At 59.2% G+C, this 24,007-nt stretch carries 24 protein-coding genes; 15 read left to right on the top strand and 9 right to left on the bottom strand.

The features are described from left to right. Window positions 1–16: 16 nt before the first annotated feature. A complete protein-coding gene (locus SIC14_RS01355) occupies window positions 17–616 on the bottom strand; it encodes a nicotinate-nucleotide adenylyltransferase (RefSeq protein ID WP_412564059.1) in 600 nt (199 codons plus the stop codon). Window positions 617–845: 229 nt separating this feature from the next. On the opposite strand from SIC14_RS01355, the gene SIC14_RS01350 reads away from it, so the two are divergent. Next, window positions 846–1,733: a GNAT family N-acetyltransferase gene (locus tag SIC14_RS01350; protein ID WP_412564058.1), complete on the top strand. Its 888-nt coding sequence runs from the start codon at window positions 846–848 to the stop codon at window positions 1,731–1,733. Between the two features lie 12 nt (window positions 1,734–1,745). On the opposite strand, the gene SIC14_RS01345 is transcribed toward SIC14_RS01350, so the two are convergent. Next, window positions 1,746–2,258: a hypothetical protein gene (locus SIC14_RS01345; RefSeq protein ID WP_412564057.1), complete on the bottom strand. Its 513-nt coding sequence runs from the start codon at window positions 2,256–2,258 to the stop codon at window positions 1,746–1,748. A 141-nt stretch (window positions 2,259–2,399) separates the two neighbouring features. Between SIC14_RS01345 and ettA the strand changes: the two genes are divergently transcribed. Further along, window positions 2,400–4,055 carry an energy-dependent translational throttle protein EttA gene (gene ettA / locus SIC14_RS01340; RefSeq protein WP_412564056.1) on the top strand — a complete coding sequence of 552 codons (1,656 nt, stop codon included), beginning with the start codon at window positions 2,400–2,402 and terminating at the stop codon, window positions 4,053–4,055. A gap of 35 nt (window positions 4,056–4,090) precedes the next feature. Here the strand turns inward: ettA and SIC14_RS01335 are convergent, their stop codons facing one another. Further along, a complete protein-coding gene (locus tag SIC14_RS01335) occupies window positions 4,091–5,041 on the bottom strand; it encodes a hypothetical protein (protein ID WP_412564055.1) in 951 nt (316 codons plus the stop codon). 551 nt (window positions 5,042–5,592) lie between these two features. Between SIC14_RS01335 and SIC14_RS01330 the strand changes: the two genes are divergently transcribed. The 5 genes from SIC14_RS01330 to SIC14_RS01310 all read left to right on the top strand — a co-directional run bounded on the left by SIC14_RS01330 (window position 5,593) and on the right by SIC14_RS01310 (window position 9,561). Further along, complete coding sequence (locus tag SIC14_RS01330) at window positions 5,593–6,153, top strand: L,D-transpeptidase (RefSeq protein ID WP_412564054.1); 561 nt, start codon at window positions 5,593–5,595, stop codon at window positions 6,151–6,153. A gap of 90 nt (window positions 6,154–6,243) precedes the next feature. After that, on the top strand, window positions 6,244–6,651 hold the full coding sequence (locus tag SIC14_RS01325) for a universal stress protein (RefSeq protein ID WP_412564053.1): 408 nt from the start codon (window positions 6,244–6,246) through the stop codon (window positions 6,649–6,651). Between the two features lie 84 nt (window positions 6,652–6,735). After that, entirely contained in the window at window positions 6,736–7,026 is a 291-nt protein-coding gene (locus tag SIC14_RS01320; RefSeq protein WP_412564052.1) for a zf-TFIIB domain-containing protein, read from the top strand. A 148-nt stretch (window positions 7,027–7,174) separates the two neighbouring features. Then, a complete protein-coding gene (lepA, locus tag SIC14_RS01315; protein ID WP_412564051.1) occupies window positions 7,175–8,989 on the top strand; it encodes a translation elongation factor 4 in 1,815 nt (604 codons plus the stop codon). 389 nt (window positions 8,990–9,378) lie between these two features. Then, the gene (locus SIC14_RS01310) at window positions 9,379–9,561 is read left to right on the top strand and encodes a CTP synthetase (protein ID WP_412564050.1); all 183 of its coding nucleotides are present in this window, start codon (window positions 9,379–9,381) and stop codon (window positions 9,559–9,561) included. Between the two features lie 131 nt (window positions 9,562–9,692). On the opposite strand, the gene SIC14_RS01305 is transcribed toward SIC14_RS01310, so the two are convergent. Next, the gene (locus tag SIC14_RS01305) at window positions 9,693–10,454 is read right to left on the bottom strand and encodes an alpha/beta fold hydrolase (protein ID WP_412564049.1); all 762 of its coding nucleotides are present in this window, start codon (window positions 10,452–10,454) and stop codon (window positions 9,693–9,695) included. Window positions 10,455–10,518: 64 nt separating this feature from the next. Between SIC14_RS01305 and SIC14_RS01300 the strand changes: the two genes are divergently transcribed. Next, the gene (locus SIC14_RS01300; RefSeq protein WP_412564048.1) at window positions 10,519–10,893 is read left to right on the top strand and encodes a hypothetical protein; all 375 of its coding nucleotides are present in this window, start codon (window positions 10,519–10,521) and stop codon (window positions 10,891–10,893) included. On the opposite strand, the gene SIC14_RS01295 is transcribed toward SIC14_RS01300, so the two are convergent. Then, the gene (locus tag SIC14_RS01295) at window positions 10,849–11,754 is read right to left on the bottom strand and encodes a DUF817 domain-containing protein (protein WP_412564047.1); all 906 of its coding nucleotides are present in this window, start codon (window positions 11,752–11,754) and stop codon (window positions 10,849–10,851) included. The genes SIC14_RS01300 and SIC14_RS01295 overlap by 45 nt on opposite strands. Continuing rightward, a complete protein-coding gene (locus tag SIC14_RS01290) occupies window positions 11,751–12,281 on the bottom strand; it encodes an RNA 2'-phosphotransferase (RefSeq protein ID WP_412564046.1) in 531 nt (176 codons plus the stop codon). The genes SIC14_RS01295 and SIC14_RS01290 overlap by 4 nt, the downstream gene beginning before the upstream one ends. A gap of 134 nt (window positions 12,282–12,415) precedes the next feature. Here SIC14_RS01290 and SIC14_RS01285 point away from each other — a divergent pair, with 134 nt between their 5' ends. The 4 genes from SIC14_RS01285 (at window position 12,416) to SIC14_RS01270 (ending at window position 14,424) form a co-directional block, all read left to right on the top strand. Continuing rightward, on the top strand, window positions 12,416–13,012 hold the full coding sequence (locus SIC14_RS01285; protein ID WP_412565804.1) for a TetR/AcrR family transcriptional regulator: 597 nt from the start codon (window positions 12,416–12,418) through the stop codon (window positions 13,010–13,012). Window positions 13,013–13,117: 105 nt separating this feature from the next. After that, window positions 13,118–13,792, top strand: a complete 675-nt coding sequence (locus SIC14_RS01280; RefSeq protein ID WP_412564045.1) for a PspA/IM30 family protein — start codon at window positions 13,118–13,120, stop codon at window positions 13,790–13,792. A 44-nt stretch (window positions 13,793–13,836) separates the two neighbouring features. After that, complete coding sequence (locus tag SIC14_RS01275) at window positions 13,837–14,112, top strand: hypothetical protein (RefSeq protein WP_412564044.1); 276 nt, start codon at window positions 13,837–13,839, stop codon at window positions 14,110–14,112. 147 nt (window positions 14,113–14,259) lie between these two features. Further along, window positions 14,260–14,424 carry a hypothetical protein gene (locus SIC14_RS01270; RefSeq protein ID WP_412564043.1) on the top strand — a complete coding sequence of 55 codons (165 nt, stop codon included), beginning with the start codon at window positions 14,260–14,262 and terminating at the stop codon, window positions 14,422–14,424. A gap of 67 nt (window positions 14,425–14,491) precedes the next feature. On the opposite strand, the gene glyA is transcribed toward SIC14_RS01270, so the two are convergent. After that, window positions 14,492–15,775 (bottom strand): serine hydroxymethyltransferase, encoded by a 1,284-nt coding sequence (gene glyA / locus SIC14_RS01265; RefSeq protein WP_412564042.1) that lies wholly within the window; start codon window positions 15,773–15,775, stop codon window positions 14,492–14,494. 198 nt (window positions 15,776–15,973) lie between these two features. Here glyA and SIC14_RS01260 point away from each other — a divergent pair, with 198 nt between their 5' ends. Next, window positions 15,974–16,729 (top strand): NAD kinase, encoded by a 756-nt coding sequence (locus SIC14_RS01260; RefSeq protein WP_412564041.1) that lies wholly within the window; start codon window positions 15,974–15,976, stop codon window positions 16,727–16,729. 175 nt (window positions 16,730–16,904) lie between these two features. Continuing rightward, window positions 16,905–18,896, top strand: a complete 1,992-nt coding sequence (locus SIC14_RS01255) for a cytochrome c3 family protein (RefSeq protein ID WP_412564040.1) — start codon at window positions 16,905–16,907, stop codon at window positions 18,894–18,896. A 64-nt stretch (window positions 18,897–18,960) separates the two neighbouring features. Here the strand turns inward: SIC14_RS01255 and prpE are convergent, their stop codons facing one another. Continuing rightward, a complete protein-coding gene (gene prpE / locus SIC14_RS01250; protein WP_412564039.1) occupies window positions 18,961–20,853 on the bottom strand; it encodes a propionate-CoA ligase PrpE in 1,893 nt (630 codons plus the stop codon). Window positions 20,854–21,099: 246 nt separating this feature from the next. Beyond that, window positions 21,100–23,379, bottom strand: coding sequence for an NADP-dependent malic enzyme (locus SIC14_RS01245; protein ID WP_412564038.1), 2,280 nt, complete (start codon window positions 23,377–23,379; stop codon window positions 21,100–21,102). 220 nt (window positions 23,380–23,599) lie between these two features. Between SIC14_RS01245 and SIC14_RS01240 the strand changes: the two genes are divergently transcribed. After that, window positions 23,600–24,004 carry a cytidine deaminase gene (locus SIC14_RS01240; RefSeq protein ID WP_412564037.1) on the top strand — a complete coding sequence of 135 codons (405 nt, stop codon included), beginning with the start codon at window positions 23,600–23,602 and terminating at the stop codon, window positions 24,002–24,004. The last annotated feature ends 3 nt before the right edge of the window (window positions 24,005–24,007 follow it).

The raw sequence follows: 24,007 nt of genomic DNA, 5'->3' as shown, positions 1-24,007 counted from the left end.
GGACCGTCTGGGGTGATCAGCCCCACTCGCCTCGGGCGCGGATCTGGCTAGAGGACTGCGCCACCATCGGCATGTTCACAAAACACCACTGCGGCGCCTTGGCCCGTGCCAGTCCCTGACTGTGACGGGGCGAGAGTTTCTGGCCGCGGTGCATCCGGGCGGCTTTGGAACAGCGCGCCGCCAGCCGATCACCGGGGCGCGCCAGCACGCCAACGGGCACCTCGGCCATGATCTTCTGCCAGTCCTGCCAGCGGTGGAACTGCACCAGATTATCCGCCCCCATCAGCCAGACAAACCGCACCCGTGGATAGAGCCGCGTCAGCGCCCGCAACGTGGCTGCGGTATAGCGCGTGCCGGTCTGCACCTCCAGATCGGTGACGGTGACACGAGGGTGGTCGATCACCGCACGGGCGTGGGCCACGCGCCGCGCCATTGCAGCAGGGCCGTGTGATTTCAGCGGGTTGCCGGGGCTGACCAGCCACCAGACTTGATCCAGTCCAAACCGTTTCAGCGCTTCGCGGGTGATATGGGCGTGACCTTCGTGGGCCGGATCAAACGATCCTCCCAAAAGGCCGATCACCTGACCGGACCGGGCATATGGCAGCCTGTTGCGCATGCCTTTCCTTCCCGTGAAGGGGCGATGCTGTCAACCGCAAAGCAAAGAGAAGGTGGTCGGAAAATCATAGGGTTGCGGCTAGGGCAGGCGGGGACACAGGTGGTGATGCAGGGTATGATGAAGAGGATTATGCAGTAGGTTATGCTGCGGCGGGGCTTGCAATTTGCATATAGTTGCCTTAGGTTAACTATCGAAGTTTGAAGACCAGTAACCACTGAAGAAGTCCAACATGTCCAAGACCGCCTCCCAAGATCCCGTGGCCCGAATCCGCCGTTTCAACCGTGCCGTGACCCGCGAAACCGGCGCTTTGGATCAATCCTTCTTGGGGCGAGGACGACCATTGGGGCCGGCGCGGGTGTTGCATGCCATTGGCCCTGAAGGCCGCGATCTGGAGGCGATCCGCGCCTATCTTGACCTCGACAAACCTCTGCTCAGCCGGTTTCTGAAACAGTTGCAGGACGAAGGGCTGGTTTCGCTGGACCGTGATCCCAACGATGGCCGCCGTCGGATTGCCCTGCTGACAGAGGCGGGGCAGATAGAATTTGCCGCCTACAACCAGCTGTCCGATGATCGCGCCAGCCGCCTGCTGGACCGCCACCCACGTCCCGAAGCCCTGCTGGAGGCGATGGACCTTGTCGCCTCGGCGCTGGGGCGTGACCGGATTGAACTGGTGACATGTGACCCACGCAGTGCCGATGCGGTCACCTGTCTGGAGGCCTATTACAAAGAGCTGGGCGAACGGTTCGAGACCGGATTTGATGTCAACCTGTCTGCCGATCCCGAAGCCACCGATATGATGGCCCCGAGAGGTGTGTTTCTAGTGGCTTACTCCGACGGCATGCCACTGGGCTGCGTTGGTGTGAAGGGCACCAACAAAGGTTATGCCGAAATCAAACGTCTGTGGATTTCCCCCGCGGCGCGTGGTCTGGGCCTGTCACGCACCCTGATGGAGGCCGCCGAGACCCGCGCCAAAGCGCTGGGTATTTCGCTCTTGCGGCTCGACACCAACTCGGCCCTGCCCGAGGCGGTGGCGCTCTACCAGCGCTCCGGCTGGACCGAGATCGACCGTTTCAACGATGACCCCTATCCCGACTACTTCTTTGAAAAAGCGATCTGAGGGCGCAGCGGCTTAGCAGCCGTTGATCTCCAGCGCCTCTTGCCAGGCGGCAGTGGGGTCAAACCCCGCGACCTGCCAGTCCTCCGCGGACTTGCGGGGGATCATGCCACGTTTGATCATATATTGAGGGCGATAGGCAGGCGGGCCGAGGCGGCGCAGGGCGCTGCAGGTGGCAGAATAAAACGCCCCCTCCTGCGCCCGCATCTCAGCGGTGTAGGGTTTCAGTGCATTGAACTGATCGCGCGAATAGCCCGAGAAGATCCAGACGTTCAACTCATCCTTGACCACATGGGCGCTTTCATCCCGCACCCGCTGCTGATCAAAGAGGATATAGCTGTTATAAGCAAAAAACGCCGTAATTGCAGTGTCATAACGTCCTTGCTCCACACAGTCCCGCACCGCCCAACCCCATTCCGTGGGCCGGATGTCATTGGCCCAGCTGTCACAGTCCATTCGCCGCGACAGACCGTCGGCCGTGGCGATGGCGGGTATGAAGATAACAAGGAGGGCAACGATCAAACGCATGGGGTCACCATAGCGCACGCAGTCTTAACGCAAGGATCATATTCCTGTGACAAGATCAATTCTACACCGATGGATTGCCCCCCCAAGCCCCATCCGCTATCACCTCTGCCAACCCAAGTTTCCCTGCAAGAGAGCTCCCCCATGGCATCCTATCAATATGTCTATCACATGTCCGGCGTCTCCAAGACCTATCCGGGCGGTAAGAAATGCTTTGAAAACATCCACCTGAACTTCCTCCCCGGCGTGAAAATCGGCGTTGTGGGGGTGAACGGTTCCGGTAAGTCGACGCTGATGAAGATCATGGCGGGCCTCGACAAGGAATTTTCCGGTGAGGCCTGGCACGCTGAGGGCGCCAAGGTCGGCTACCTGCCGCAGGAGCCGGAACTGGACCCGAACCTTGATGTGCGCGGCAATGTGATGCTGGGGGTGGCCGCGAAGAAAGCCATTCTGGATCGCTACAATGAGCTGGCGATGAACTACAGCGATGAAACCGCCGATGAAATGGCGCAGTTGCAGGATGAGATCGACAGCCAGAACCTGTGGGATCTGGACAGTCAGGTCGATATCTCGCTGGAAGCGCTGCGCTGCCCGGCGGATGATGCCGATGTGACCAGCCTGTCGGGCGGTGAAAAACGTCGTGTGGCGCTGTGTAAGCTGCTGCTTGAAGCGCCTGATATGCTGCTGCTCGACGAGCCGACCAACCACTTGGACGCGGAAACCATCGCTTGGCTGCAGCAGCACCTGATCGACTACAAGGGCACCATTCTGATTGTCACCCACGACCGCTACTTCCTGGATGACATCACCGGCTGGATCCTGGAACTCGACCGCGGCCGTGGCATTCCTTACGAAGGCAACTACTCGGCCTGGCTGGAGCAGAAGGCAAAGCGCCTGCAGCACGAAGCCAAAGAGGACAAAGCCCGCCAGAAAACGCTGGAGCGTGAGCTGGAATGGATGCGTCAGGGCGCCAAGGCGCGTCAGGCGAAATCCAAGGCCCGTATCGCCGCCTATAACGATCTGGCCAACCAGTCTGAGCGGGAGAAAATCACCCGCGCCCAGATCGTGATCCCGAACGGTCAGCGTCTTGGTGGCAAGGTGATAGAAGTGAACGGTCTGAAAAAGGCGATGGGCGACAAGCTCCTGGTCGAGGATCTGTCATTCAGCCTGCCGCCAGGCGGTATCGTCGGCGTGATCGGCCCCAACGGCGCCGGTAAAACCACCCTGTTCCGCATGCTGACCGGTCAGGAACAGCCCGATGAGGGCACCGTGGAATATGGGGACACCGTGCAGCTGTCCTATGTGGATCAGTCGCGCGATGATCTGAAAGACAAGGACACCGTCTGGGAAGCGATTTCCGGCGGGGCGGAGCTGATTGAACTGGGCGATGCGCAGGTCAACTCCCGCGCCTATTGCTCGTCCTTCAACTTCAAGGGCGGCGATCAGCAGAAAACCCTGAACCTCCTGTCCGGTGGTGAGCGCAACCGGGTCCACATGGCGCGTCTGCTGAAAGAGGGCGGCAACGTGCTGCTGCTCGACGAACCAACCAACGATCTGGACGTTGAGACCCTGCGGGCGCTGGAAGATGCGCTGGTTGATTTCGCCGGCTGCGCGGTGGTGATTTCGCACGACCGTTTCTTCCTCGATCGGATCTGTACCCACATCCTCGCCTTCGAAGGCGACGCCCATGTGGAATGGTTCGAAGGCAACTTCGAGGACTACGAAGAAGACAAGAAACGCCGCCTCGGCCCCGACGCGCTGGAGCCGAAACGGATCAAGCACAAGAAATTCACCCGCTAAAGGGTGAGAAAGCGGCCCTTCGGGGCCGCTTTTTGTTATTCGAGTTTGTTAGCTTTCAAATAGCTGTCGATTTCGGCAAGATCTAAGCTTTTCACCCCAAGCCTAGTCTTGATCTTGTGGGATTGCTTCGAAATTCCATTTAGAGCTTCCAATATACTTCCCTCACAAGAAAGGTCCAAATTTAGGGAAACCAAGGTGCCCTCGATTTTGCACGGGAGTTCCATCTTTTTGTCCTTGGAAAGTAGTAGGCCAGAATCGCCGGATCCAATAAAGAAATGCCCGAGATTGCCAAAAAGATGGTGAGCGAAGAATAGGCCGTATCCTGCATTGTCCCATTCAGATTTTTGTGATGCCCTTTTTTTCTTGTTTCTCCATGCCTTCGAAGAAACGCCAGGCATGATCGAGTACTTGAGGGCATCTTGGTCGTTCTTGGGAATGTTATATTTGCCGCTTTCAAGAGAAGCGCGAACGCCTATGCCTTTGTCAGCTATGCAAATTTCAACTTGTTCACGCTGCGGCCAGTGCTGCGCGCAAAAAGTTACTTCATTGGTCTCCCCATGCTCAAAACTATTCCTAATGATTTCTCTGAATGATATTTGGAGGGCTCGTTCGAGTTCTCGTCCTTTGCCCTGTGAGACAACTTTTGCCAAACTACCACATCGTTGTTCAATCTCATCTCCGAGGTGAATAAACTTATCTGCGGCGGCTTCTTCCAGCACATCCTTTTGCATTAGAGAAATTGGAATGTAGTTATTTCCACCGAACGCGCCTTGCTGAAAGGGATTTCCCTTCAGGTTCAGAGCTTTGGAGAAGCCGAGGTTGTTAGCATAGTCGTGTTTGGAAAGCCCAAAAAATTTTCTAGTTTCGTTGCGATGTTTTTTTGCGCGTTGTCGGCAGACTTTCGTTAGGAAAATCATTGACGTCGGTGTCGCAAACCCGAGCTTGTCGGCACTTATCGTAAGCGTTTCTTGTTCAGGGTAGTCCATTATTTTTTTTGAGAAATCGCAAAGGTTTTTGATTGTGCATTTGCTGGGAAATGAGAGGTTGAAATTAGTCATATTGTTACTTTCAGAATTTGCACAGTCTAGGGTAGCACTTGTGGATTCGAGATTCAATTATTGTGGGATTTTTAGGTGGCTTCAACGCCCGCCCCGTGGGGGCGGTTCGGGCGCTGCCAAATCTGCGATTTGGCAGATGTGCTTCACCTGAGCGGCAACACACACATCCCCTCACAGCATCGCCATTTGGGTGAAACATCGCTGGAAACCGGTCCTCTGCCTCCCCACGTCGGAGGCATAGGAGGACACACCAATGCCGAAACCTGCACCCCAACCCACCCGTAAACATGACCTGCCGCGCCCGTTTGAGGCACAGGGCAGGGGGCCTTATCGGTTCACAGACTGGGCGGCGATTTGAGTGGTCAAAAGGGCCAATTGGCAAAAATGTGAACACGTCTTCAGGGGGTGGCGATTGATCTTTCGCGCGGCCTCGGGGCATGCTGAGGCAATCCCTTTTCAAACCAGCACGAGTGCCCCTTATGAAACGCCGCCAGTTCCTGACCTCCGCCGCCGCCGCCTCCGCCACGCTTGCGATGCCCTCCATCGCGCGGGCGTTTGAGGTGGATCCGAAATACCTGCCGCAGGAAGTGCGGATCAAAAGCGGGGTGGAACCGGGGCAGATCCTGATCCTGCCTCAGGCGCATTACCTCTATCTGGTGACCGGCCCCAATCAGGCGCGGCGCTATGGCGTGGGCGTTGGCAAGGCGGGGCTGGAATTCAAAGGCGACGCGCTGATCCAGCGCAAGGCGAAATGGCCGAACTGGCGGCCCACGCCAGAGATGATCAAACGTGAGCCGCGCACCTATGCGAAGTTTGTCGACAATGAATATATCCAGCCCGGTGGGCCTTCGAACCCCTTGGGGGCGCGGGCGCTGTACCTCTATAAAAATGGACGTGACACCTACTTCCGCATCCATGGCACAACCAAGCCGCGTTCGATTGGACGGTCGGTGTCGAACGGTTGTATCCGGATGATCAATGAGCATGTGAAAGACCTCTATGAACGGGTGCCCACCGGCACCAAGGTCACGGTGCTTTAAGCCCCGTCCCTGCAGCGACCTATCTGACCGAGATCAAGGTGCTCTCTGCCCGCCTGTGCCACAGTTGGCGCAAGCAAAAGGAGAACCCCGATGTATGACAACATTCTTGTCCCCGTCTCGTTTGAAGAAAACCGCGACTCGCATGGCGCGTTGGAAATCGCCCAGGCCATCCGGGCCGAAGGTGGCAAGCTGACGCTGCTGCATGTGATGGAGGCGGTGCCGGGCTATGCGCTGACCTATGTGCCTGAGGGCTTCCATGAGGATATGCGCAAATCCGTTGAGGAAGAGCTGGGCAAAATGATTGAAGGCGTTGAAAACGCTGAGGTGCAGGTGGTGGATGGCCATTCCGGCCGCACGATCTGTGACTATGCGGCGGACAATGACAAAGATTGCATTGTGATCGCCTCGCACCGTCCCGGCATGCAGAACCTGTTGTTGGGCTCCACCGCGACACAGGTGGTGCGCCACGCCAAATGTGCGGTGCATGTGCTGCGCTGATCCCTGTTGATTTCGCAGCTGAGGGGCTTGTTCCGGCGCGGACAGGCCCCATTTCTATGGCGCAACAAATGAGGAGTGATGATGATGCAATGTCCGATTGATGGCGCCCAGCTGGTGATGACCGAACGCGCGGGGGTCGAGATTGACTACTGCCCGCAATGCCGCGGTGTTTGGCTGGATCGGGGCGAATTGGACAAGATCATCGAACGCTCCGCCGCGCCCGAAGCCCCAGCCGCCCTGCGGCAGGCTGCACATCGGCAAGACTACCGGGAGGAGCGGCGCGACCGCGATTATGAGCGCGGCTATGACGACCGCAAATATTACAAGAAGAAAAAGCACAAAAGTTTCCTGTCGGAGATCTTTGATTTCGACTGATAGACTCAGGTGAAGGGTCGCGCAGAGCGGCCCTTTTCGCTGCCTTGCCTGTCAAAAATCCACAAACCCGGCGTTCAAGCGGCATTTGCGGCACCTCCGCTGCATCCGCCCCATTGACCAACGCCTGATTCCAAAGCATATCCGGCGCATGACCGACCTGAAAAACATCCGCAACTTCTCGATCGTGGCGCATATCGACCACGGTAAATCCACGCTGGCTGACCGCCTGATCCAATCGACCAACACTGTGGCCGAGCGGGACATGAAGGAGCAGCTCCTGGACTCGATGGATATCGAGCGGGAACGCGGCATCACCATCAAGGCCAACACCGTACGCATCGACTATCAGGCGCAGGACGGTGAAACCTATGTCTTGAACTTGATCGACACCCCCGGCCACGTTGACTTTGCCTATGAGGTCTCCCGCTCCATGCGTGCGGTTGAGGGCTCTTTGCTGGTGGTTGACTCGACCCAAGGGGTTGAGGCGCAGACACTTGCCAATGTCTATCAGGCGATTGAGGCAGATCATGAGATCGTGCCGGTGCTGAACAAGATCGACCTGCCCGCGTCGGACTGTGATCGTGTGGCTGAACAGATCGAAGATGTGATCGGCATTGATTCCACCGATGCGGTTCAGGTCTCCGCGAAATCGGGCATCGGGATTGAGGACACACTGGAAGCCATCGTGACCCGCCTGCCGGCGCCGGAGGGTGACCGTGATGCGCCGCTGAAGGCGATGCTGGTGGACAGCTGGTATGACGCTTATCTGGGCGTTGTGGTTCTGGTGCGGATCATGGATGGCACCCTGAAAAAGGGCCAGCGCATCACCATGATGCAGACCGGCGCCAACTATCCTGTGGACCGGGTGGGCGTGTTCCGCCCTGAGATGACACAGGTGGATGAACTGGGCCCGGGTGAGATCGGTTTTATCACCGCGTCGATCAAACAGGTGCGGGACACCAAGGTGGGCGATACGATCACCACCGAGAAAAAGGGCGCCGAGGAGCCGCTGGAAGGCTTTAAACCCAGCCAGCCGGTGGTGTTCTGTGGTCTGTTCCCGGTGGACAGTGCGGAATTTGAAGACCTGCGCGCCGCGATCGAAAAGCTGGCGCTGAACGATGCGTCGTTCTCTTATGAAATGGAAACCTCTGCCGCGCTTGGCTTTGGTTTCCGCTGTGGTTTCCTGGGGCTGTTGCACCTTGAGGTGATCCGCGACCGGATTGAGCGCGAGTATAACATCGAACTGATCACCACGGCGCCCTCGGTGATTTACCATGTCTACATGAAGGGCAAGGATAACGAGCCCGGCGAGATGATCGAGCTGCACAACCCCGCTGACATGCCGGATCTGTCGAAGGTGGATCACCTCGAAGAGCCGCGCATCAAGGCCACAATCATGGTGCCGGACGAATATCTGGGTGACGTGCTGAAGCTGTGTCAGGACCGTCGCGGCATTCAGGAAGACCTGACCTATGCCGGCACCCGTGCAATGGCGGTTTATGACCTGCCGCTGAACGAGGTGGTGTTTGACTTCTACGACCGTCTGAAATCGGTGACCAAAGGCTATGCCTCCTTTGACTATCAGATGACCGGCTACCGCGAAGACACGCTGGTGAAGATGTCCATTCTGGTGAACGAAGAGCCGGTGGATGCGCTGTCGGTGATGGTGCATCGTGACCGCGCGGAGCTGCGTGGCCGGGCCATGTGCGAAAAGCTGAAGGACTTGATCCCGCGCCACATGTTCAAGATCCCGATTCAGGCGGCCATTGGCGGCAAGGTGATCGCTCGTGAAACCCTGGCGGCCCTGCGCAAAGACGTCACCGCGAAATGTTACGGCGGCGACATGACCCGGAAGAAGAAACTGCTGGAGAAGCAGAAAGCGGGTAAGAAGAAGATGCGCCAGTTCGGCAAGGTCGATATCCCGCAAGAGGCCTTTATCTCGGCCCTCAAAATGGACGATTGATCCAAAACCCCGCCTCTCAGGCGGGGTTTTTCTTTGGGGCATACAGGCCGGTTGCTGCTGTTTTTGGGGTGTTTTGCAATTTTGATACACCTGTGCGTGTGGCGGTCGCATGGCGTCGATTGTTTGCGTTAACGCCCGCTTTTTAGCGGTTAGGGCCGGTTTGGACCGATTCTTCACGCAAAAGTCACATCGGCTACACATCTTCTCTGTTGTATACATCAATGCGGCCTTGGAAATTGATACACCGTGAATACACGTGCCGAAATGTGAGGTGACCCTACGTCATGTGAGGGGTGGAGCCACAAAACAGTTGATTCATATCAAGGCAACAAGCATTCCAAGGACTTAATATGATCACTGACTTAAGACAAAGACATTGGGCGGAAGGCATGCTCAACCTTGGGGCCATACTGCACCTGTTTATCGGCGCCACGCTCACCGGATCCGGCCTTGTGGTCGCGCTGGTCAGTGGCTTTGACAGTCCGAAAATGCTGATCGCATCGGCATTGATCGGGCTGCTGATCTCCTTCCCGGTAACCTATTGGGTTGCCAAGGCGATTTATTCCGAATGATCATAAGTTCACGAGATCCCGCCTCGGCGGGAGGCGGCGATGGTGCATGCGGGAAGGGGTCCCTGCTGTACTGTCGTCGCCACTAAACCTAGGGCGCCGTTGCTGCGGGTCAATTGCCCCGCAAAACACCGTCACGCCATGTTCAGATAGGACCGCACTGCCGCTTCGAACTCGCGTGGTTTTTCCGCATGCAGCCAATGCCCGGCGCCGGGGATCTTGGCAAACTGGGCGTTGGGGAAGAAGCCCTTGGTCCGGTCGCGGTCTTCGCGTTTGACATATTCCGACAGGGCGCCGGCCAGAAACAGAGTTTTGCCTGCAAACTGCCCCGCGACATCCGGGAAGCTTAGCACCTTGGCCATCTCGGCGCGCAGCACATCCAGGTTGAGCCGCCAGGCCTTGCCCGGAATGTCCAGCGACTGGGTAAAGAAAGTCGGCAGGATCGGATCGTCAATCACCGGGCGCAGCTGCGCCTCGGCGTCCGAGCGTTTCACCACGGTGGACAGGTCCACCGACTGCATCGCATCGATATATTGCACCTGTGAATGCTGGTAGCTCACCGGCGCAATATCGGCCACGATCAGCCGGTTCACCAGATCGGGGTATTTCAACGCCAGCACCATCGCCGCCTTGCCCCCCATCGAATGGCCCAGCACATCCATCGCGCTGCCGTGGGCGCGAATGACCGCCGCCAGATCCTCGGCCATGTCCTCATAGGAATGGCTGTCATGCCAGGGGCTGTGGCCGTGGTTGCGCTGGTCGACAGCGATCACCTGACGTTCGTCAGACAGGCGTTTGGCGATCACACCCCAGTTGCGGCCAGAGCCGTAGAGGCCATGAACGATCAAAAGGGCGGGCTGGTCGGTCGGTTCACCGTGGACAATCTGGTTCAGCATGGGGGATAGATAGTAGAGCCTCTCGCGCCGCGCCAGAGGCATTTGCTAGCCCGAGGAGCACAATGTGATCGACGCCCGCGCCCTGAGCCGCATGGAGACCGAGCTGGAGGATCTTCTGGCCGAGAAATTCCGCCTGAAGAAAGGCCCGCTGGAGCGGCGTTTGAAACGGCTGGGGCATCGCGTTCCGGGCTTTGCCCAGCAGGCAGGACAGGTGCTGGTGCGGGCGCGTGCCTTTCAGGGGCATCCCAAGCTGCAGATGCAGGTGGACGCCCGCGAGGTGGAGCGCGCTTATGACACGCTGCGCTGCCACCTGCAGACCATTGACGTAAAGGACCGCCGCAAGGGCGCAGTGCTGTCGCTCTTGGGCAGCCTGTCGTTCAACATTCTGGCGGTTCTAGGCCTGTTGCTCTTGGTCCTGTTGTGGCGCGGCTTTGTCTGACGCTTCCGGTGCAACAGGGCGCTGCGCGTCGCGGTGCAGCGCGTGGCGGATCACCAAGGTGACGGTGACAAAACTGACGTAGAGCAGCAGATACCACGACCCCATTTTGGCAAAGCTGACCTTCTCCAGCGGGTTCTGCCCGGCATAGAGCCAGGTGCCGGTGAGTGTGCCGATGTTTTCCGCAAGCCACAGGAAGAAGCTGGAGAAAAACGCCGCCAGAGGCAGTGGCATCCAGTACCAGTTGGCCCCGACGCGGAACCAGATGCGGGTGCGCAGGAACATGACCAGAGTTGCGGCAAACAGCAGATAGCGGATGTCTGGCACAAAGTGATGGGCAAAGAAGTTCACATAGATCGCCGTGGCCAGCACCACCGTGGTCCAGAACGGCGGGTAGGGGGCGAACTGCATGTCAAACAGCCGGATCACCCGCGCCATGTAAGACCCAACAGCGGCATACATGAAGCCGGAAAACAGCGGCACGCCCATCAGTTTCAGGAGCCCCGGTTCGGGGTAGGCCCAGCTGCCGGCCTGCACTTTGAACAGCTCCATCGCCGTGCCGGTGAGGTGGAACAGGGCGATCACCTTGGCCTCTTCCCAGCTTTCCAGTTTCAGCGCCAGAAACAGCACCTGCAGGCCAAGCGCGACGCCGACCAGCGCATCATAGCGATAGAGCGCCCAATCCGGTTGCCAGATCGCTTTGGTCCCCAAAATTGCGGCCAGCAGGCAGATCCCGAACAGGCAGGCCCAGCCCTGTTTCAGGACAAACATGACAAACTCGGCCAGCGCATAGGGCAGGCGCGCGCGCATCCAGTCACCAAGGCGACGTTCGATGGTGAGGGTATGGGGGGCGTGTTGGGTCATTCGGAAATCGCCTCGGGCGCAACAGGGCCGGTCAGCCAGACACCGTTTTCAGAGAGGTAGAAGGCTTGGCCCTGTTGGTGCAGCGCCCCTGAGGCCACTTGCAAGACAACAGGTTTGCCGTGACGGGCGCCGACGGTGCGAGCGGATTCGACATCGGCAGAAAGATGCACGTGCTGGCGGCCCATCGGTTTCAGCCCTTCGGTCAGGATGGTGTCCCGCACCGCAACAGAGGTGCCGTGAAACAGCACGTCGGGTGGGACAACCGGCTGTAGGCCAAGGTCCACGTCGCGGGAATGGCCCTGCCGCGCCCTGATGCGTTGGCCATCGTCTGACAGGGCGAAACGCTGCTTGGGGTTGGTCTCAACGATCTCGATCAACTCGTTGCGGGTCAGTGGCTGGCGGGTGTTGGCAAGGATCGCCTCTACCGAGGCCCAGCCGGCGGCATCAAGGGTCAGCCCGATCTCTTCGGGGGCATGGCGCAGAATGAGGCTTAGAAATTTGCTTTTGGAAATAAGAGATTTTTTCATGTGCCCAGTTAGCCGCCTGACTATGGGGCTGTCCAGCTTGGGGCTTTCCCTCGGCAGAACCTCGCGCTATCCATGAACGGCGTTCAATGTGGGCGCAGGAATTGGCTGATTGGCAAGAAGGCGGCGCGAAGACAATGGCAGGCAAGGTAGAGGCCCGGCGGGCGGCATTGCGGGAAAAGCTGGTAGAGCTGGCCGAGGCACAGATCGTGGCAGAGGGGCTGGGATCGCTGAAGGCGCGACAGCTGGCAAAAGAGGCAGGCTGCGCCCTGGGCGCCATTTACAACGTGTTCGAGGACATGACCGCCCTGGTGCTGGAGGTGAACGGCCGCACTTTTCAGGCGCTTGGCGTTACGGTGCGGGCGTCGCTGGAAGGGGCGGAGGGGCTGGATCCAAACGCCCGTCTGATTCGCATGAGCCACGCCTATCTGGCCTATGCGGCGGACCACACCCACCTGTGGCGGGCACTGTTTGACGTGGAAATGTCGACTGAGGCTGCGGTGCCGCAATGGTACATGCAGGCGTTGGGGGAGCTATTCGCCCTGATCGCGGAACCGCTGTCCGAGCTGTTTCCAGAGATGCCGCCTGAAGAGCTGTCGTTGATGACACGGGCCTTGTTTTCTTCGGTTCACGGCATGGTTCTGTTGGGCTTGGAGCAACGGATTTCCGGCGTGCCGCGTGATCAGATTGCCGTCATGATCTCTCAGGTGTTGGGTCAAATCGGAAAAAATTGAACGCCGTTCAAAATATTTCTTGAACATCGTTCAGGAAATCGCTATCTCTAATTCATGAACGGCGTTCACGACATGTGAGCCGTCCCTGAGATTGGAGGAAATGCGATGTTCTCGACGTTGAAGACCTTGATGACCGGCGCCAATGCCCGCGCAGAGGAGCGCCTGCGCGACACCTATGCAATTGAACTGATCGATCAGAAAATCCGCGAGGCGGAGGCCGGGCTGAAAAACGCCAAATTCACGCTGGCCAGCCTGATGCAGAAACAGCGTGGCGAAGCCAAGCAGATCGCAAAGATCGACGGCCAGATCATCGACCTGACCAAACGGGCAACCGAAGCGCTGGAGGCCGGGCGTGAGGATCTGGCGACCCACGCGGCGGAGGCGATTGCGCGGATGGAAAACGAACGTGACCTGCGCCAGCAGACCCAGGAACGTCTGGAAGAGCGGGTGTTCCAATTGCAGCAGTCGGTCGAACGGGCTCATCGCCGCATTCTGGATCTGAAACAGGGCGCCCTGACGGCCCGAGCCGCGCAGAAAGAACAGCAGCTGCAGAAACGTCTGGGCCGCCACGTGGCGCAGGACAGCGCCTTTGAAGAGGCCGAGGCGCTGATCAACCGGGTGTTGGAGCGGGATGACCCGTTTGAGCAATCACAGATCCTCAATGAAATCGACGCCACGCTGACGCCATCAAGCGCCTCGGATGTGCTGTCGGAGGCCGGGTTTGGTCCGGCCACCAAATCCACCGGCGCTGACGTACTTGCGCGGCTGAAGTCCAAGTAAACCCAAATTCAAAAAAATAAACAAATTTAACTGGAGTAATTGAAATGACCGATCGTAATGACAGCGCCCTTATCGTCCTGCTGAACATGGTAGGTGTCGCCGTCTCTTACGGGCTGTTGGGGATTTCCCTGTGGCTCTCGACCGAAGTGCCGCTGGCGACCAAAGGGTTCTGGGCGATGGGCATCCTGCTGCTGACCCTGAGCCTGATAAATGTGGTGAAATACCGGTTTGACGCCCGCTCCAGCGAGGATCGTATTCGTAAGATCGAAGAGGTGCGCAACGAAAAGATGCTGGAAGAAGCCCTGCGCGACGAGGTGTGATTTTCCAGGTGAACGAGGCTGCGCAAGGCGCGGCCTCTTTCCTGTAATACGTAAGCTTAGCTTACAAAGGGCAAGGCGAAACGTGGCTGTAAAGGCAGTAAAAGATGCACATATTAAGACCAGACATTTGATACAGGAGATTGTGAAATGTTTGGAAAACTGACGCGTCGACACCAACAACAGAAAGATGCATCCTGGAACGGGAGCCTCTCGCAGGCCGCGCGGCATGAGGCTTATCTGGAACAGCAACGCCGCCAGCAGGCCGCAATCGAAGCGGAAAACCGGCGACAGCTCAACCGCTTCTGGTTCTAAAGAAAACCCCCGGCCAAATGGACCGGGGGTTTTGCATTTTGACAGTCAGACCTGACAGCGGGGCGGCTTACAGGTTCGGGTACATCGGGAAGTTGGCGCAGAAGGCTTCAACTTCGGCTTTCACCTTGGCTTCGACCTCACCGTTGCCCTCTTCACCGTTGGCGGCCAGGCCGTCGACAACTTCGACAATCCAGTCTGCGATCTGGCGGAACTCTGCCTCACCAAAGCCGCGGGTGGTGCCGGCAGGGGTGCCCAGACGGATGCCCGAGGTGACCATCGGCTTTTCCGGGTCAAACGGGATGCCGTTTTTGTTGCAGGTGATATGGGCGCGGCCCAGGGCCTTTTCGGTGGCGTTGCCTTTCACTCCTTTGGGGCGCAGGTCCACCAGCATCACATGGGTGTCGGTGCCACCGGTGACGATGTCCAGGCCACCCTTCATCAGCTGATCGGCCAGCGCAACGGCGTTGGCGCGCACCTGCTTCTGGTACTCTTTGAACTCGGGGCGCAGCGCTTCGCCAAAGGCAACCGCTTTGGCGGCGATCACATGCATCAGCGGGCCACCCTGAATGCCGGGGAAGATAGCCGAGTTGATCTTCTTGGCCAGATCGGCGTTGTTGGTCAGGATCATGCCGCCACGGGGACCGCGCAGGGTCTTGTGGGTGGTGGTGGTGGCCACATCCGCATAGGGGAAGGGCGAGGGGTGTTCACCCGCAGCAACCAGACCGGCGAAGTGGGCCATGTCCACCATCAGGTAGGCACCGACCTCATCAGCGATCTCACGGAACTTGGCAAAGTCGATCTGACGCGGGATGGCAGAACCACCAGCAATGATCAGCGCCGGCTTGTGTTCGCGGGCCAGGGCGGCCACTTCGTCATAGTCGATCAGGTTGTCCTGCTTGCGCACACCGTACTGAACGGCGTTGAACCACTTGCCCGACTGGTTCGGCGCGGCGCCGTGGGTCAGGTGGCCACCGGAGGCCAGGTTCATGCCCAGGATGGTGTCGCCGGGTTTGATCATCGACATGAAGGCACCCTGGTTCGCCTGCGAACCCGAGTTCGGCTGCACATTGGCGAACTCACAGCCAAACAGTTCTTTGGCGCGCTCAATCGCCAGGTTTTCAGCCACATCCACGTGCTGGCAGCCACCGTAGTAGCGGCGACCCGGGTAGCCTTCGGCGTATTTGTTGGTCAGAACCGTGCCCTGTGCTTCCATAACGGCGGCAGAGACAATGTTCTCCGAAGCGATCAATTCGATCTCGTTGCGCTGGCGACCCAGCTCATCGGTGATCGAGCCGAACAGCTCGGGATCGCGGGAGGAAAGGCTTTCGGTGAAGAAACCGGTATCGGACATGGGACGCTCCGTCATGGCTGGGTCACGGGATAGGTTTGGCGGCTAGGTAACGGAATTATCATGAATCGGAAAGCTATGAATGCGACCAAGTGGCGTGTGTTGGCGGCAGGGGTGGTGCTTCTTGAAAACTTGTGTTTCGATCGGCACCAATGACGCCTATCGGAAACTCATACAAAGCCACAGCGGGCCGGTTGAATTATGAAAATTGCTTTTGTCGCCAGTGACAGCCCCTCCGCCCAAACGGGACGTGCCGCCCTGGTGGGGCGTTATGGCAATGTGGAGGAGGCTGAGGCGGATGTGATTGTGGCCCTTGGCGGCGATGGTTTTATGCTGGAGGCGCTGCATCGCATGCAGTCTCTGGGCAAACCAGTTTACGGGATGAACCGGGGCACGGTTGGCTTTTTGATGAATGAATATTCCGAAAGCGATCTGGTGGAACGGGTCAGGGACGCCGAGGAAGCGGTGATTCATCCATTGTCGATGCAGGCCACCTGCGCGGATGGGTCAACCCATCGGGCGCTGGCGCTGAACGAGGTCTCGGTGCTGCGGTCCGGCTCGCAGGCGGCCAAGCTGCGGATCACCATTGACGGACGGTTGCGGATGGAGGAGCTGGTCTGCGACGGGGCGCTGATTGCGACACCGGCGGGGTCCACAGCCTATAACTATTCGGCCCATGGGCCGATCCTGCCGATTGGCTCGGATGTGCTGGCGCTGACGGCCATTGCACCCTTCCGCCCGCGGCGCTGGCGCGGGGCGTTGCTGCCCTCTACTGCGCAGGTGCGCTTTGACGTTATCGAGGCGGAGAAACGCCCGGTGATGGCCGAGGCAGACAGCCATCTTGTGCAGAATGTGGTCACAGTAGAGATCCGTTCGGAACCCGAGATTGCCCATCGGCTGCTGTTTGACCCCGGGCACGGGCTGGAAGAACGGCTGCTGCGTGAACAGTTTGTCTGAGCGTAGCTGACAGGAGGGGAATGGGCCTGCGGCCCATGCCTCCGGCGGGGATATTTCGACCAAGAAGAAATGCGGGCGTGTCCGTGTTATGTTGCGAGGCTTGTCGGCGTGGCGCGCGCGCCGTAATCTTTTGACAACGTTGTTTTATTCGCACGGACACGTGCACGGAGGAGCCATGCGCCTGCCATTAGCGGGGCTGCTTGCGGGGATGGTGCAGATTGCGCTGCTGGCCCCGGGCATTGCAGAGCCAGTTGAGCAGCCAAAGACAGTGGCGCAGGCGCCTGGCGTGGTTGCCCATCCTGAGTTGGCGGAGATGGGGATCGCTGTTACCGCCGGAGCAGCGGCGGGCTACGTGCCGGACGCGGAATGTGCCGGCTGTCATGCCGAGAAATGGGACAGTTTCCAGCAGGTTGGCATGGGCAAAAGTTTCTATGCGGCGCGGGGTGCCGAGGTTATCGAGCGGTTTGACGGGGATGGGATCGCCCGGTTCTATCATGCCCCTTCCAGACGGTATTATGAGATGGAACGGCGGGAGGACGCCTATTGGTTCCGCCGCTACCAGAGGAATGTCGCGGGGGACCGGATTCACCTTTTTGAACGGAGGGTCGACTGGATCATGGGCTCGGGTCATCATTCACGGGTGTATCTTTATCGTACCAGCAGCGGCGAGCTGCGGCAGTTGCCCTTGGCGTGGTACACGCTGGATGGTGGGTTCTGGGAAATGTCGCCGGGGTTTGAGTTTGCCGATCACCCCGGGGTGGGGCGACAGGTGCGTCGGCGGTGCATGGCCTGTCACAACGGCTTTCCCGAGGTGGCGAAGGGCAGCGATGCGGACGGGATGCCGGAAGTGTTTCCTGCCAGCCTGCCGGAAGGGATCGGCTGTCAGCGCTGTCATGGTCCCGGTGCGGCACATCTGGCCGAGGTTTATGGTGACGCGCCGGACACCGATCGTATCAAAGCCAGCATTGTGAACCCGGCGGATCTGTCCAACACCCAGCTGTATGGCATCTGTTATGGCTGCCACATGCAGCCCTCTGTGGCGGTCACGCCAGAGTTGCGGATGGGACGCGGCGCTTATTCCTTCCGGCCAGGGGAGGAGTTGCAGGACTTCAAGGTCTTCCTCGACATTACGGATAGCAAGCGGCGGCAGAGCCAGCGGTTTGACATCAACCACCACCCTTACCGGCTGGAACAAAGCGCCTGTTTTCTGGGAACCCAGGATTCCGAAGCACCCTTGGGCTGTCTGACTTGCCATGATCCCCATCGCAAGGTGCCAGTGGCGGAGCGGGCCGATCATTACCGCCAGATCTGTCTGAGTTGCCATGAGGTGGACCAGGCCGGGCGGCCGCAGCTGGCCTCGGGCTATGCGCATCCCGAGGTCGGAGCGCAGGGTGATTGTGTCGCCTGTCACATGCCGACGCGGCGGACGCAGGATGTGATCCATACCACGATGACCGATCACAAGATCCAGCGCGATCCGGGGTCGAAACAGGCATTGGTGATGCCGATGCAGAAGGTGCCAGCCGATGTGACGGGGGTGCATCTGCTTTACCCGGATCAGGGATTTAGCGCCGATGAGGCATTGTTGGCACGGGCAGTGGCGACGTTGAAGTACAGCAATTTCCGCCACAGCGATGCCACCGACCTGTTGCAGCAGGTGTTGGGACGGGCGGATTTTGCGGGACATGAACCCTATCTTGCGCTGGCGCGGGCGGGGTTGAACGCCGGCCGGTATGAAGTGGCGCTTGCCGCGGCCGAGGCGGGTTTGAAGCGGGCACCTGACAACGCCATGCTGCTGCAGGCCTACGCCAATGTGCTGTATTTCAGCGGCGCGACGCAGGCGGCCTTAACGCAGATGCGGGCGCTGGTTGCGCTGCATCCGGACTATGACAATGGGCTTTACAATCTGGCCACCACGCTGAACGCCACCGGTGCGGTTGCGGAGGCGCTGGAGGTTCTTGCGCCGTTGCTGGCCGAGGGGGCGGTCCACTGGCCCGCCTGGCGTCTGCGGGCGCGGATGGCGGCTGCGGCTGGCGAGGACGAGACGGCGATCGAGGCCTATTTGGAAGCGTTACGGGTGGAGCCGTCGCAAGCCCAGAGCCTGCAGGAACTGACCCCTATCTGGCGGGCCACAGGAAAAGATCCCGCACTGTTGCAGGTGGAGTGATCCAGCAAGAAAAAACCGCACCCGGTATGGGGCGCGGTTTCTGGTTCTTTCATGTGTGGATCAATCAGCCTTTGGCGTAGCCTAGGCCCTGCAGGGCCAGTTTGATCTCATCCAGAATGGCAGGATCATCGATGGTGGCGGGCATTTTGTAAGCCTTGCCATCCGCAATCGAAACCATGGTGCCGCGCAGGATCTTGCCGGAACGGGTCTTGGGCAGGCGGTCCACCACGGTGGCCAGCTTGAACGCCGCCACAGGGCCGATCTTTTCGCGCACCAGTTTGACCACCTCTTTCACCACCGCGTCATGTGGGCGGTTGCAGCCGGCGTTGAGGCAGAGGAAGCCCATCGGCAATTGCCCTTTCAGATCGTCCGAGACGCCGATCACGGCACATTCGGCCACGTCGGGATGGGCGGCCAACACCTCTTCCATGCCGCCGGTCGAAAGGCGGTGGCCAGCCACGTTGATGACGTCATCGGTGCGCGCCATGATCGAGAGGTAGCCGTCCTCATCAATCATACCCGCATCGCCGGTTTCATAGTAGCCGGGGAAGGTGGTGAGGTAGGAGGACTTGAACCGCTCTTCGGCGTTCCACAGGGTCGGCAGGGTGCCAGGGGGCAACGGCAACTTGATGGCAATTGCACCCAGTTCGCCCGCTTTCATCGGGTGGCCGCCTTCGTCGAGGATCTGCACGTCATAGCCGGGCAGAGGCACAGCGGGACTGCCGAGTTTGGTGGGCAGTTCTTCAATGCCGAGAGGGTTGCCCGCGATGCACCAGCCGGTTTCGGTTTGCCACCAGTGGTCGATCACCGGGACCTTCAGCTGGTCTTGTGCCCAGATGATGGTGTCGGGGTCCGCACGTTCCCCCGCCAGATAGACCTGCTTCAGGCAGGAAAGGTCGTATTTGGTGACAAATTCGCCTTTGGGATCCTCTCGCTTCACCGCGCGGAAGGCGGTGGGGGCGGTAAAGAAGCTTTTGACCTTGTGCTCTTCGATTACCCGCCAGAAGGTGCCGGCGTCAGGGGTTCCGATGGGTTTGCCTTCGAACACCACGGTGGTGTTGCCCGCCACAAGGGGGCCGTAACAGATATAGCTGTGGCCCACGACCCAACCCACATCCGAGGCCGCCCAGAACACATCGCCTGGATCGACGTTGTAGAGGTTTTTCATGGTCCAGTTCAGCGCCACCAGATGGCCTGCCGTCGGGCGCACAACGCCCTTGGGCTGACCGGTGGTGCCGGAGGTGTAAAGGATATAGGCGGGGTGGTCGCCTTCGACCGGTTCACAGTCTGCTGGCGCAACCCCGTATTGGAAGCCGTGCCAGTTGTAGTCGCGGCCTTCGATCAGCTCGGCCACCTCGTTTTCACGTTGGAAAATCACGGTGAAATCTGGCTTGTGTTCGGCCAGTTCAATGGCGCCATCCAGCAGCGGTTTATAGTGCACCGTGCGGCCCGGCTCGATGCCGCAGGAGGCGGCGATGATCGCCTTGGGTTTGGCATCGTCAATGCGCACTGCCAGCTCGTTGGAGGCAAAGCCGCCAAACACCACCGAATGCACCGCCCCCAGACGGGCGCAGGCCAGCATGGCCTCCAGCGCTTCGGGGATCATCGGCATGTAAATGATGACGCGGTCGCCTTTTTCGATGCCTTTTGCCTTCAGCGCACCCGCCAGCATGGCCACTCGGTTGCGCAGCTCCACATAGGTGATCCATTTCTTGGAACCGGTGACTGGGCTGTCGTGGATGATGGCAACCTGATCGCCGCGTCCGCCTTCGACATGGCGGTCCACGGCGTTCCAGCAGGCGTTCAGCTTGGTGTCTTTGAACCACTCATAAAGAGGTGCGTTCTCATCATGCAGGGCCTTGGTCGGGGCGTCGATCCAGTCGATCTCTTTGGCCGCCTCCAGCCAGAATGCCTCGGGGTCGGCCTTCCAGCCCTCATAGACCTCTTTATATGTCATCAGATGCCTCCTCCTGAATTTCTTATCTAAGGTGTAGGGGAGGGGTTTCCGCTGAGGCAAGGATGTTGCCGCCAACAGCGACAGAATTGCGCAAAAATTTGCAGAATTGGCCAAAACTGCCCTGCAAAGTTTTGCAAAGCCGCAAATTCTGCAAGAAATGCCGGGCAATTCCCACGGGGTTTGCAAAGTTACGCCCCACCGGATGATTCCGACAGGGCGTTTCATCAATCTGCGATGTGATGGGGGTTACCCATAGTGATCCACAGGGGTGCCGGCGATGGCGGCCATGTTCAACAGGCCGCGGGCAGTGATCGATGGGCTGACGATGTGCGCCTTGTTGCCCATGCCCATCAGGATCGGACCAACCTCCAGACCGTCGGCACGCATTTTCAGGATGTTGCGCACGCCCGATGCCGCGTCGGCATGGGCAAAGACCAGCACGTTGGCCGCGCCCTGCATCCGGGAGCGGGGGAAGATGCGCTGACGCAATTCCGGATCCAACGCCACATCGACGTTCATCTCGCCTTCGTAGCAGAAGTCGGGGTTACGGCTGTCGAGGATCTCCAGCGCTTCGCGCAGACGTTTGCCGGAACCTTCTTTGTGGTTGCCGAACTGGCTCTGGGAGCACAGGGCGATGTTCGGCTCCAGACCGAAGCGGCGCACGTGACGGGCTGCGCCTTCGACAATGCGGGCCACTTGCTCGGGGGTCGGCAGTTCATTCACCTGGGTGTCGGCAATGAACAGCGGGCCGTCTTCCAGGATCATCAGCGACAGTGCCCCATGTGGGGTCAGCCGTTCGGTGCCAAGGATCTGCTGTATGTAGTCCAGATGCCAACGGTATTCGCCGAAGGTGCCGCAGATGAGGCTGTCGGCCTCGCCGCGCTGGACGGCTACGGCACCAATGGCGGTGGTGTTGGTGCGCATGATCGCCTTGGCGATATCAGGGGTGACGCCCTTGCGCTCCATCAACTCGTGATAGGTGTTCCAGTAGTCGAAATAGCGCGGATCGTTTTCGGGGTTCACAAACTCGAAGTCGTGACCCGGACGGATCGTCAGGCCTGCGCGTTCGCAGCGTGCTTCCAATACCTCGGGGCGACCAATCAGGATCGGGGTTTCGGTGGTCTCTTCCAGAATGGCCTGTGCGGCGCGCAGAACACGTTCGTCTTCGCCCTCGGCAAAGATGATCCGGCGCGAGGCCACACGGGCCGCTTCGAACAGCGGCCGCATTAGCAGCGCGGATTTGAAGACCGACTGATCCAGCTTGTGTTTATAAGCCTCCAGATCCTCGATCGGGCGGGTTGCTACGCCACTGTCCATCGCAGCCTTCGCCACGGCGGCGGACACAACGCCGACAAGACGTGGATCAAAGGGTTTTGGGATCAGGTAATCGCAACCAAAGGTCAGCTGTTCGCCCTGATAGGCCGCTGCCGCCTCGGCTGAGGTGGTGGCGCGGGCCAGTTCGGCGATGCCCTGTACACAGGCGACGCACATCTCGTCGTTGATCTCGGTCGCGCCCACATCCAGTGCGCCGCGGAAGATGAACGGGAAGCACAGCACGTTGTTCACCTGGTTGGGGAAGTCGCTGCGGCCGGTGGCGATGATCGCTTCAGGGGCCACTTTGCGGGCCTCTTCCGGCATGATTTCCGGCGTTGGGTTTGCCAGCGCAAAGATGATCGGGCGATCCGCCATCTTGGCCACCATTTCAGGCTTCAACACGCCGGGGCCAGAGAGGCCCAGGAACATATCGGCGCCGTCGATCACCTCATCCAGCGTGCGTTTGTCGCTGGCTTGGGCATATTCTGCCTTCTGCGGTGTCATCTCACTGGTGCGGCCCTCATAGACCAGACCGTCGATATCGCAGAGCCAAACGTTTTCCCGTTTCACACCCAGTTTCAGCAGCATGTTGAGGCAGGCGATGCCCGCCGCGCCACCACCAGTGGAGACGATTTTGATGTCCTCAAACCGTTTTCCAGCCACTTCCAACGCATTGGTTGCCGCGGCCCCAACCACAATTGCGGTGCCGTGCTGGTCGTCGTGGAAGACGGGGATGTTCATTTTTTCCCGGCAGATCTTTTCCACGATGAAACAGTCGGGGGCTTTGATGTCTTCTAGGTTGATCGCGCCAAAGGTCGGCTCCAGAGAACAGACAATTTCGGCCAGTTTCTCGGGGTCTTTCTCTTCGACCTCGATGTCGAAACAGTCGATATTGGCGAATTTCTTGAACAGAACGGCCTTGCCTTCCATCACCGGCTTGGAGGCCAGCGCGCCGATGTTGCCAAGGCCCAAAACGGCGGAGCCGTTGGACACAACCCCCACCAGATTGCCCCGCGCGGTGTAGCGGCTGGCGTCGGAAGGTTCGGATTTGATTTCCAGACAGGCCTCAGCCACGCCGGGGCTATAGGCGCGGGCCAGATCGCGGCCGTTGGCCAGCGGCTTGGTGGCGCGCACCTCCAGCTTCCCCGGCTTGGGATGTTCGTGGTAGAAAAGCGCTGCCTGGCGCAGGTTCTCGTTCTGGCTGTCGGACATCTTCTCGGCCTCTCAAAATCTGTTAGTTTAGCGTTAAACTATTCATGTCGTCGGGGAAAGATGCTGATTTCAGCTTAGCGCTAACAGGATGCTTGCAAATGCGGGGCGTTTGGTCAAAGATTTTCCATTCGGTCAAAAATTGCCCGATTTGCCAGTGGAATCGCCGACAAAACAGGGTCACATGCACCCTATATAACAGAAGAAACCAAGGAGGCCCGATATGTCCCAGCTCGACACCCTGCTGAAAGCCGCAACCGAAGTGCGCGAAAACGCCCATGCACCCTATTCCAACTTCAAGGTTGGCGCGGCCATCGTTGGCAAAAGCGGCACCATCTATCAGGGCTGCAACGTGGAAAACGCCGCCTACCCCGAAGGCATCTGCGCCGAAGCTGGCGCAATCGCCGCGATGGTGGCTGCTGGCGAAACCGAACTGGTCGAAGCGCTGGTCATCGCCGATAGCCCCGCACCTGTTGCGCCCTGTGGTGGCTGCCGTCAGAAGCTGGCCGAGTTTGGCGCGCGTGACGTTACGGTGACGTTGACCACAACCGACGGCCTGTCGGCGGCCACGACCATTGGCGACCTGTTGCCGGGGGCCTTTGACGCCACCCATATGGAGCGGAGCTGAGTC

Source organism: Thalassobius sp. MITS945101, from assembly GCF_047123305.1.
In the GTDB taxonomy this organism is placed as follows: domain Bacteria; phylum Pseudomonadota; class Alphaproteobacteria; order Rhodobacterales; family Rhodobacteraceae; genus Thalassobius.
This window is presented reverse-complemented; position numbering and strand designations above follow the sequence as displayed.

Bases quoted from the DNA above. Each gene is read 5' to 3' on its own strand.
- SIC14_RS01335 (WP_412564055.1), bottom strand. From the start codon at position 5,041: ATGGACTACCCTGAACAAGAAACGCTTACGATAAGTGCCGACAAGCTC.
- SIC14_RS01305 (WP_412564049.1), bottom strand. From the start codon at position 10,454: ATGCTGAACCAGATTGTCCACGGTGAACCGACCGACCAGCCCGCCCTT.
- SIC14_RS01310 (WP_412564050.1), top strand. From the start codon at position 9,379: ATGCTCAACCTTGGGGCCATACTGCACCTGTTTATCGGCGCCACGCTC.
- SIC14_RS01255 (WP_412564040.1), top strand. From the start codon at position 16,905: ATGCGCCTGCCATTAGCGGGGCTGCTTGCGGGGATGGTGCAGATTGCG.
- SIC14_RS01345 (WP_412564057.1), bottom strand. From the start codon at position 2,258: ATGCGTTTGATCGTTGCCCTCCTTGTTATCTTCATACCCGCCATCGCC.
- lepA (WP_412564051.1), top strand. From the start codon at position 7,175: ATGACCGACCTGAAAAACATCCGCAACTTCTCGATCGTGGCGCATATC.
- SIC14_RS01330 (WP_412564054.1), top strand. From the start codon at position 5,593: ATGAAACGCCGCCAGTTCCTGACCTCCGCCGCCGCCGCCTCCGCCACG.
- SIC14_RS01280 (WP_412564045.1), top strand. From the start codon at position 13,118: ATGTTCTCGACGTTGAAGACCTTGATGACCGGCGCCAATGCCCGCGCA.
- SIC14_RS01355 (WP_412564059.1), bottom strand. From the start codon at position 616: ATGCGCAACAGGCTGCCATATGCCCGGTCCGGTCAGGTGATCGGCCTT.
- glyA (WP_412564042.1), bottom strand. From the start codon at position 15,775: ATGTCCGATACCGGTTTCTTCACCGAAAGCCTTTCCTCCCGCGATCCC.
- SIC14_RS01240 (WP_412564037.1), top strand. From the start codon at position 23,600: ATGTCCCAGCTCGACACCCTGCTGAAAGCCGCAACCGAAGTGCGCGAA.
- prpE (WP_412564039.1), bottom strand. From the start codon at position 20,853: ATGACATATAAAGAGGTCTATGAGGGCTGGAAGGCCGACCCCGAGGCA.
- SIC14_RS01260 (WP_412564041.1), top strand. From the start codon at position 15,974: ATGAAAATTGCTTTTGTCGCCAGTGACAGCCCCTCCGCCCAAACGGGA.
- SIC14_RS01325 (WP_412564053.1), top strand. From the start codon at position 6,244: ATGTATGACAACATTCTTGTCCCCGTCTCGTTTGAAGAAAACCGCGAC.
- SIC14_RS01290 (WP_412564046.1), bottom strand. From the start codon at position 12,281: ATGAAAAAATCTCTTATTTCCAAAAGCAAATTTCTAAGCCTCATTCTG.
- SIC14_RS01295 (WP_412564047.1), bottom strand. From the start codon at position 11,754: ATGACCCAACACGCCCCCCATACCCTCACCATCGAACGTCGCCTTGGT.
- SIC14_RS01270 (WP_412564043.1), top strand. From the start codon at position 14,260: ATGTTTGGAAAACTGACGCGTCGACACCAACAACAGAAAGATGCATCC.
- SIC14_RS01245 (WP_412564038.1), bottom strand. From the start codon at position 23,379: ATGTCCGACAGCCAGAACGAGAACCTGCGCCAGGCAGCGCTTTTCTAC.
- ettA (WP_412564056.1), top strand. From the start codon at position 2,400: ATGGCATCCTATCAATATGTCTATCACATGTCCGGCGTCTCCAAGACC.
- SIC14_RS01285 (WP_412565804.1), top strand. From the start codon at position 12,416: ATGGCAGGCAAGGTAGAGGCCCGGCGGGCGGCATTGCGGGAAAAGCTG.
- SIC14_RS01275 (WP_412564044.1), top strand. From the start codon at position 13,837: ATGACCGATCGTAATGACAGCGCCCTTATCGTCCTGCTGAACATGGTA.
- SIC14_RS01320 (WP_412564052.1), top strand. From the start codon at position 6,736: ATGCAATGTCCGATTGATGGCGCCCAGCTGGTGATGACCGAACGCGCG.
- SIC14_RS01350 (WP_412564058.1), top strand. From the start codon at position 846: ATGTCCAAGACCGCCTCCCAAGATCCCGTGGCCCGAATCCGCCGTTTC.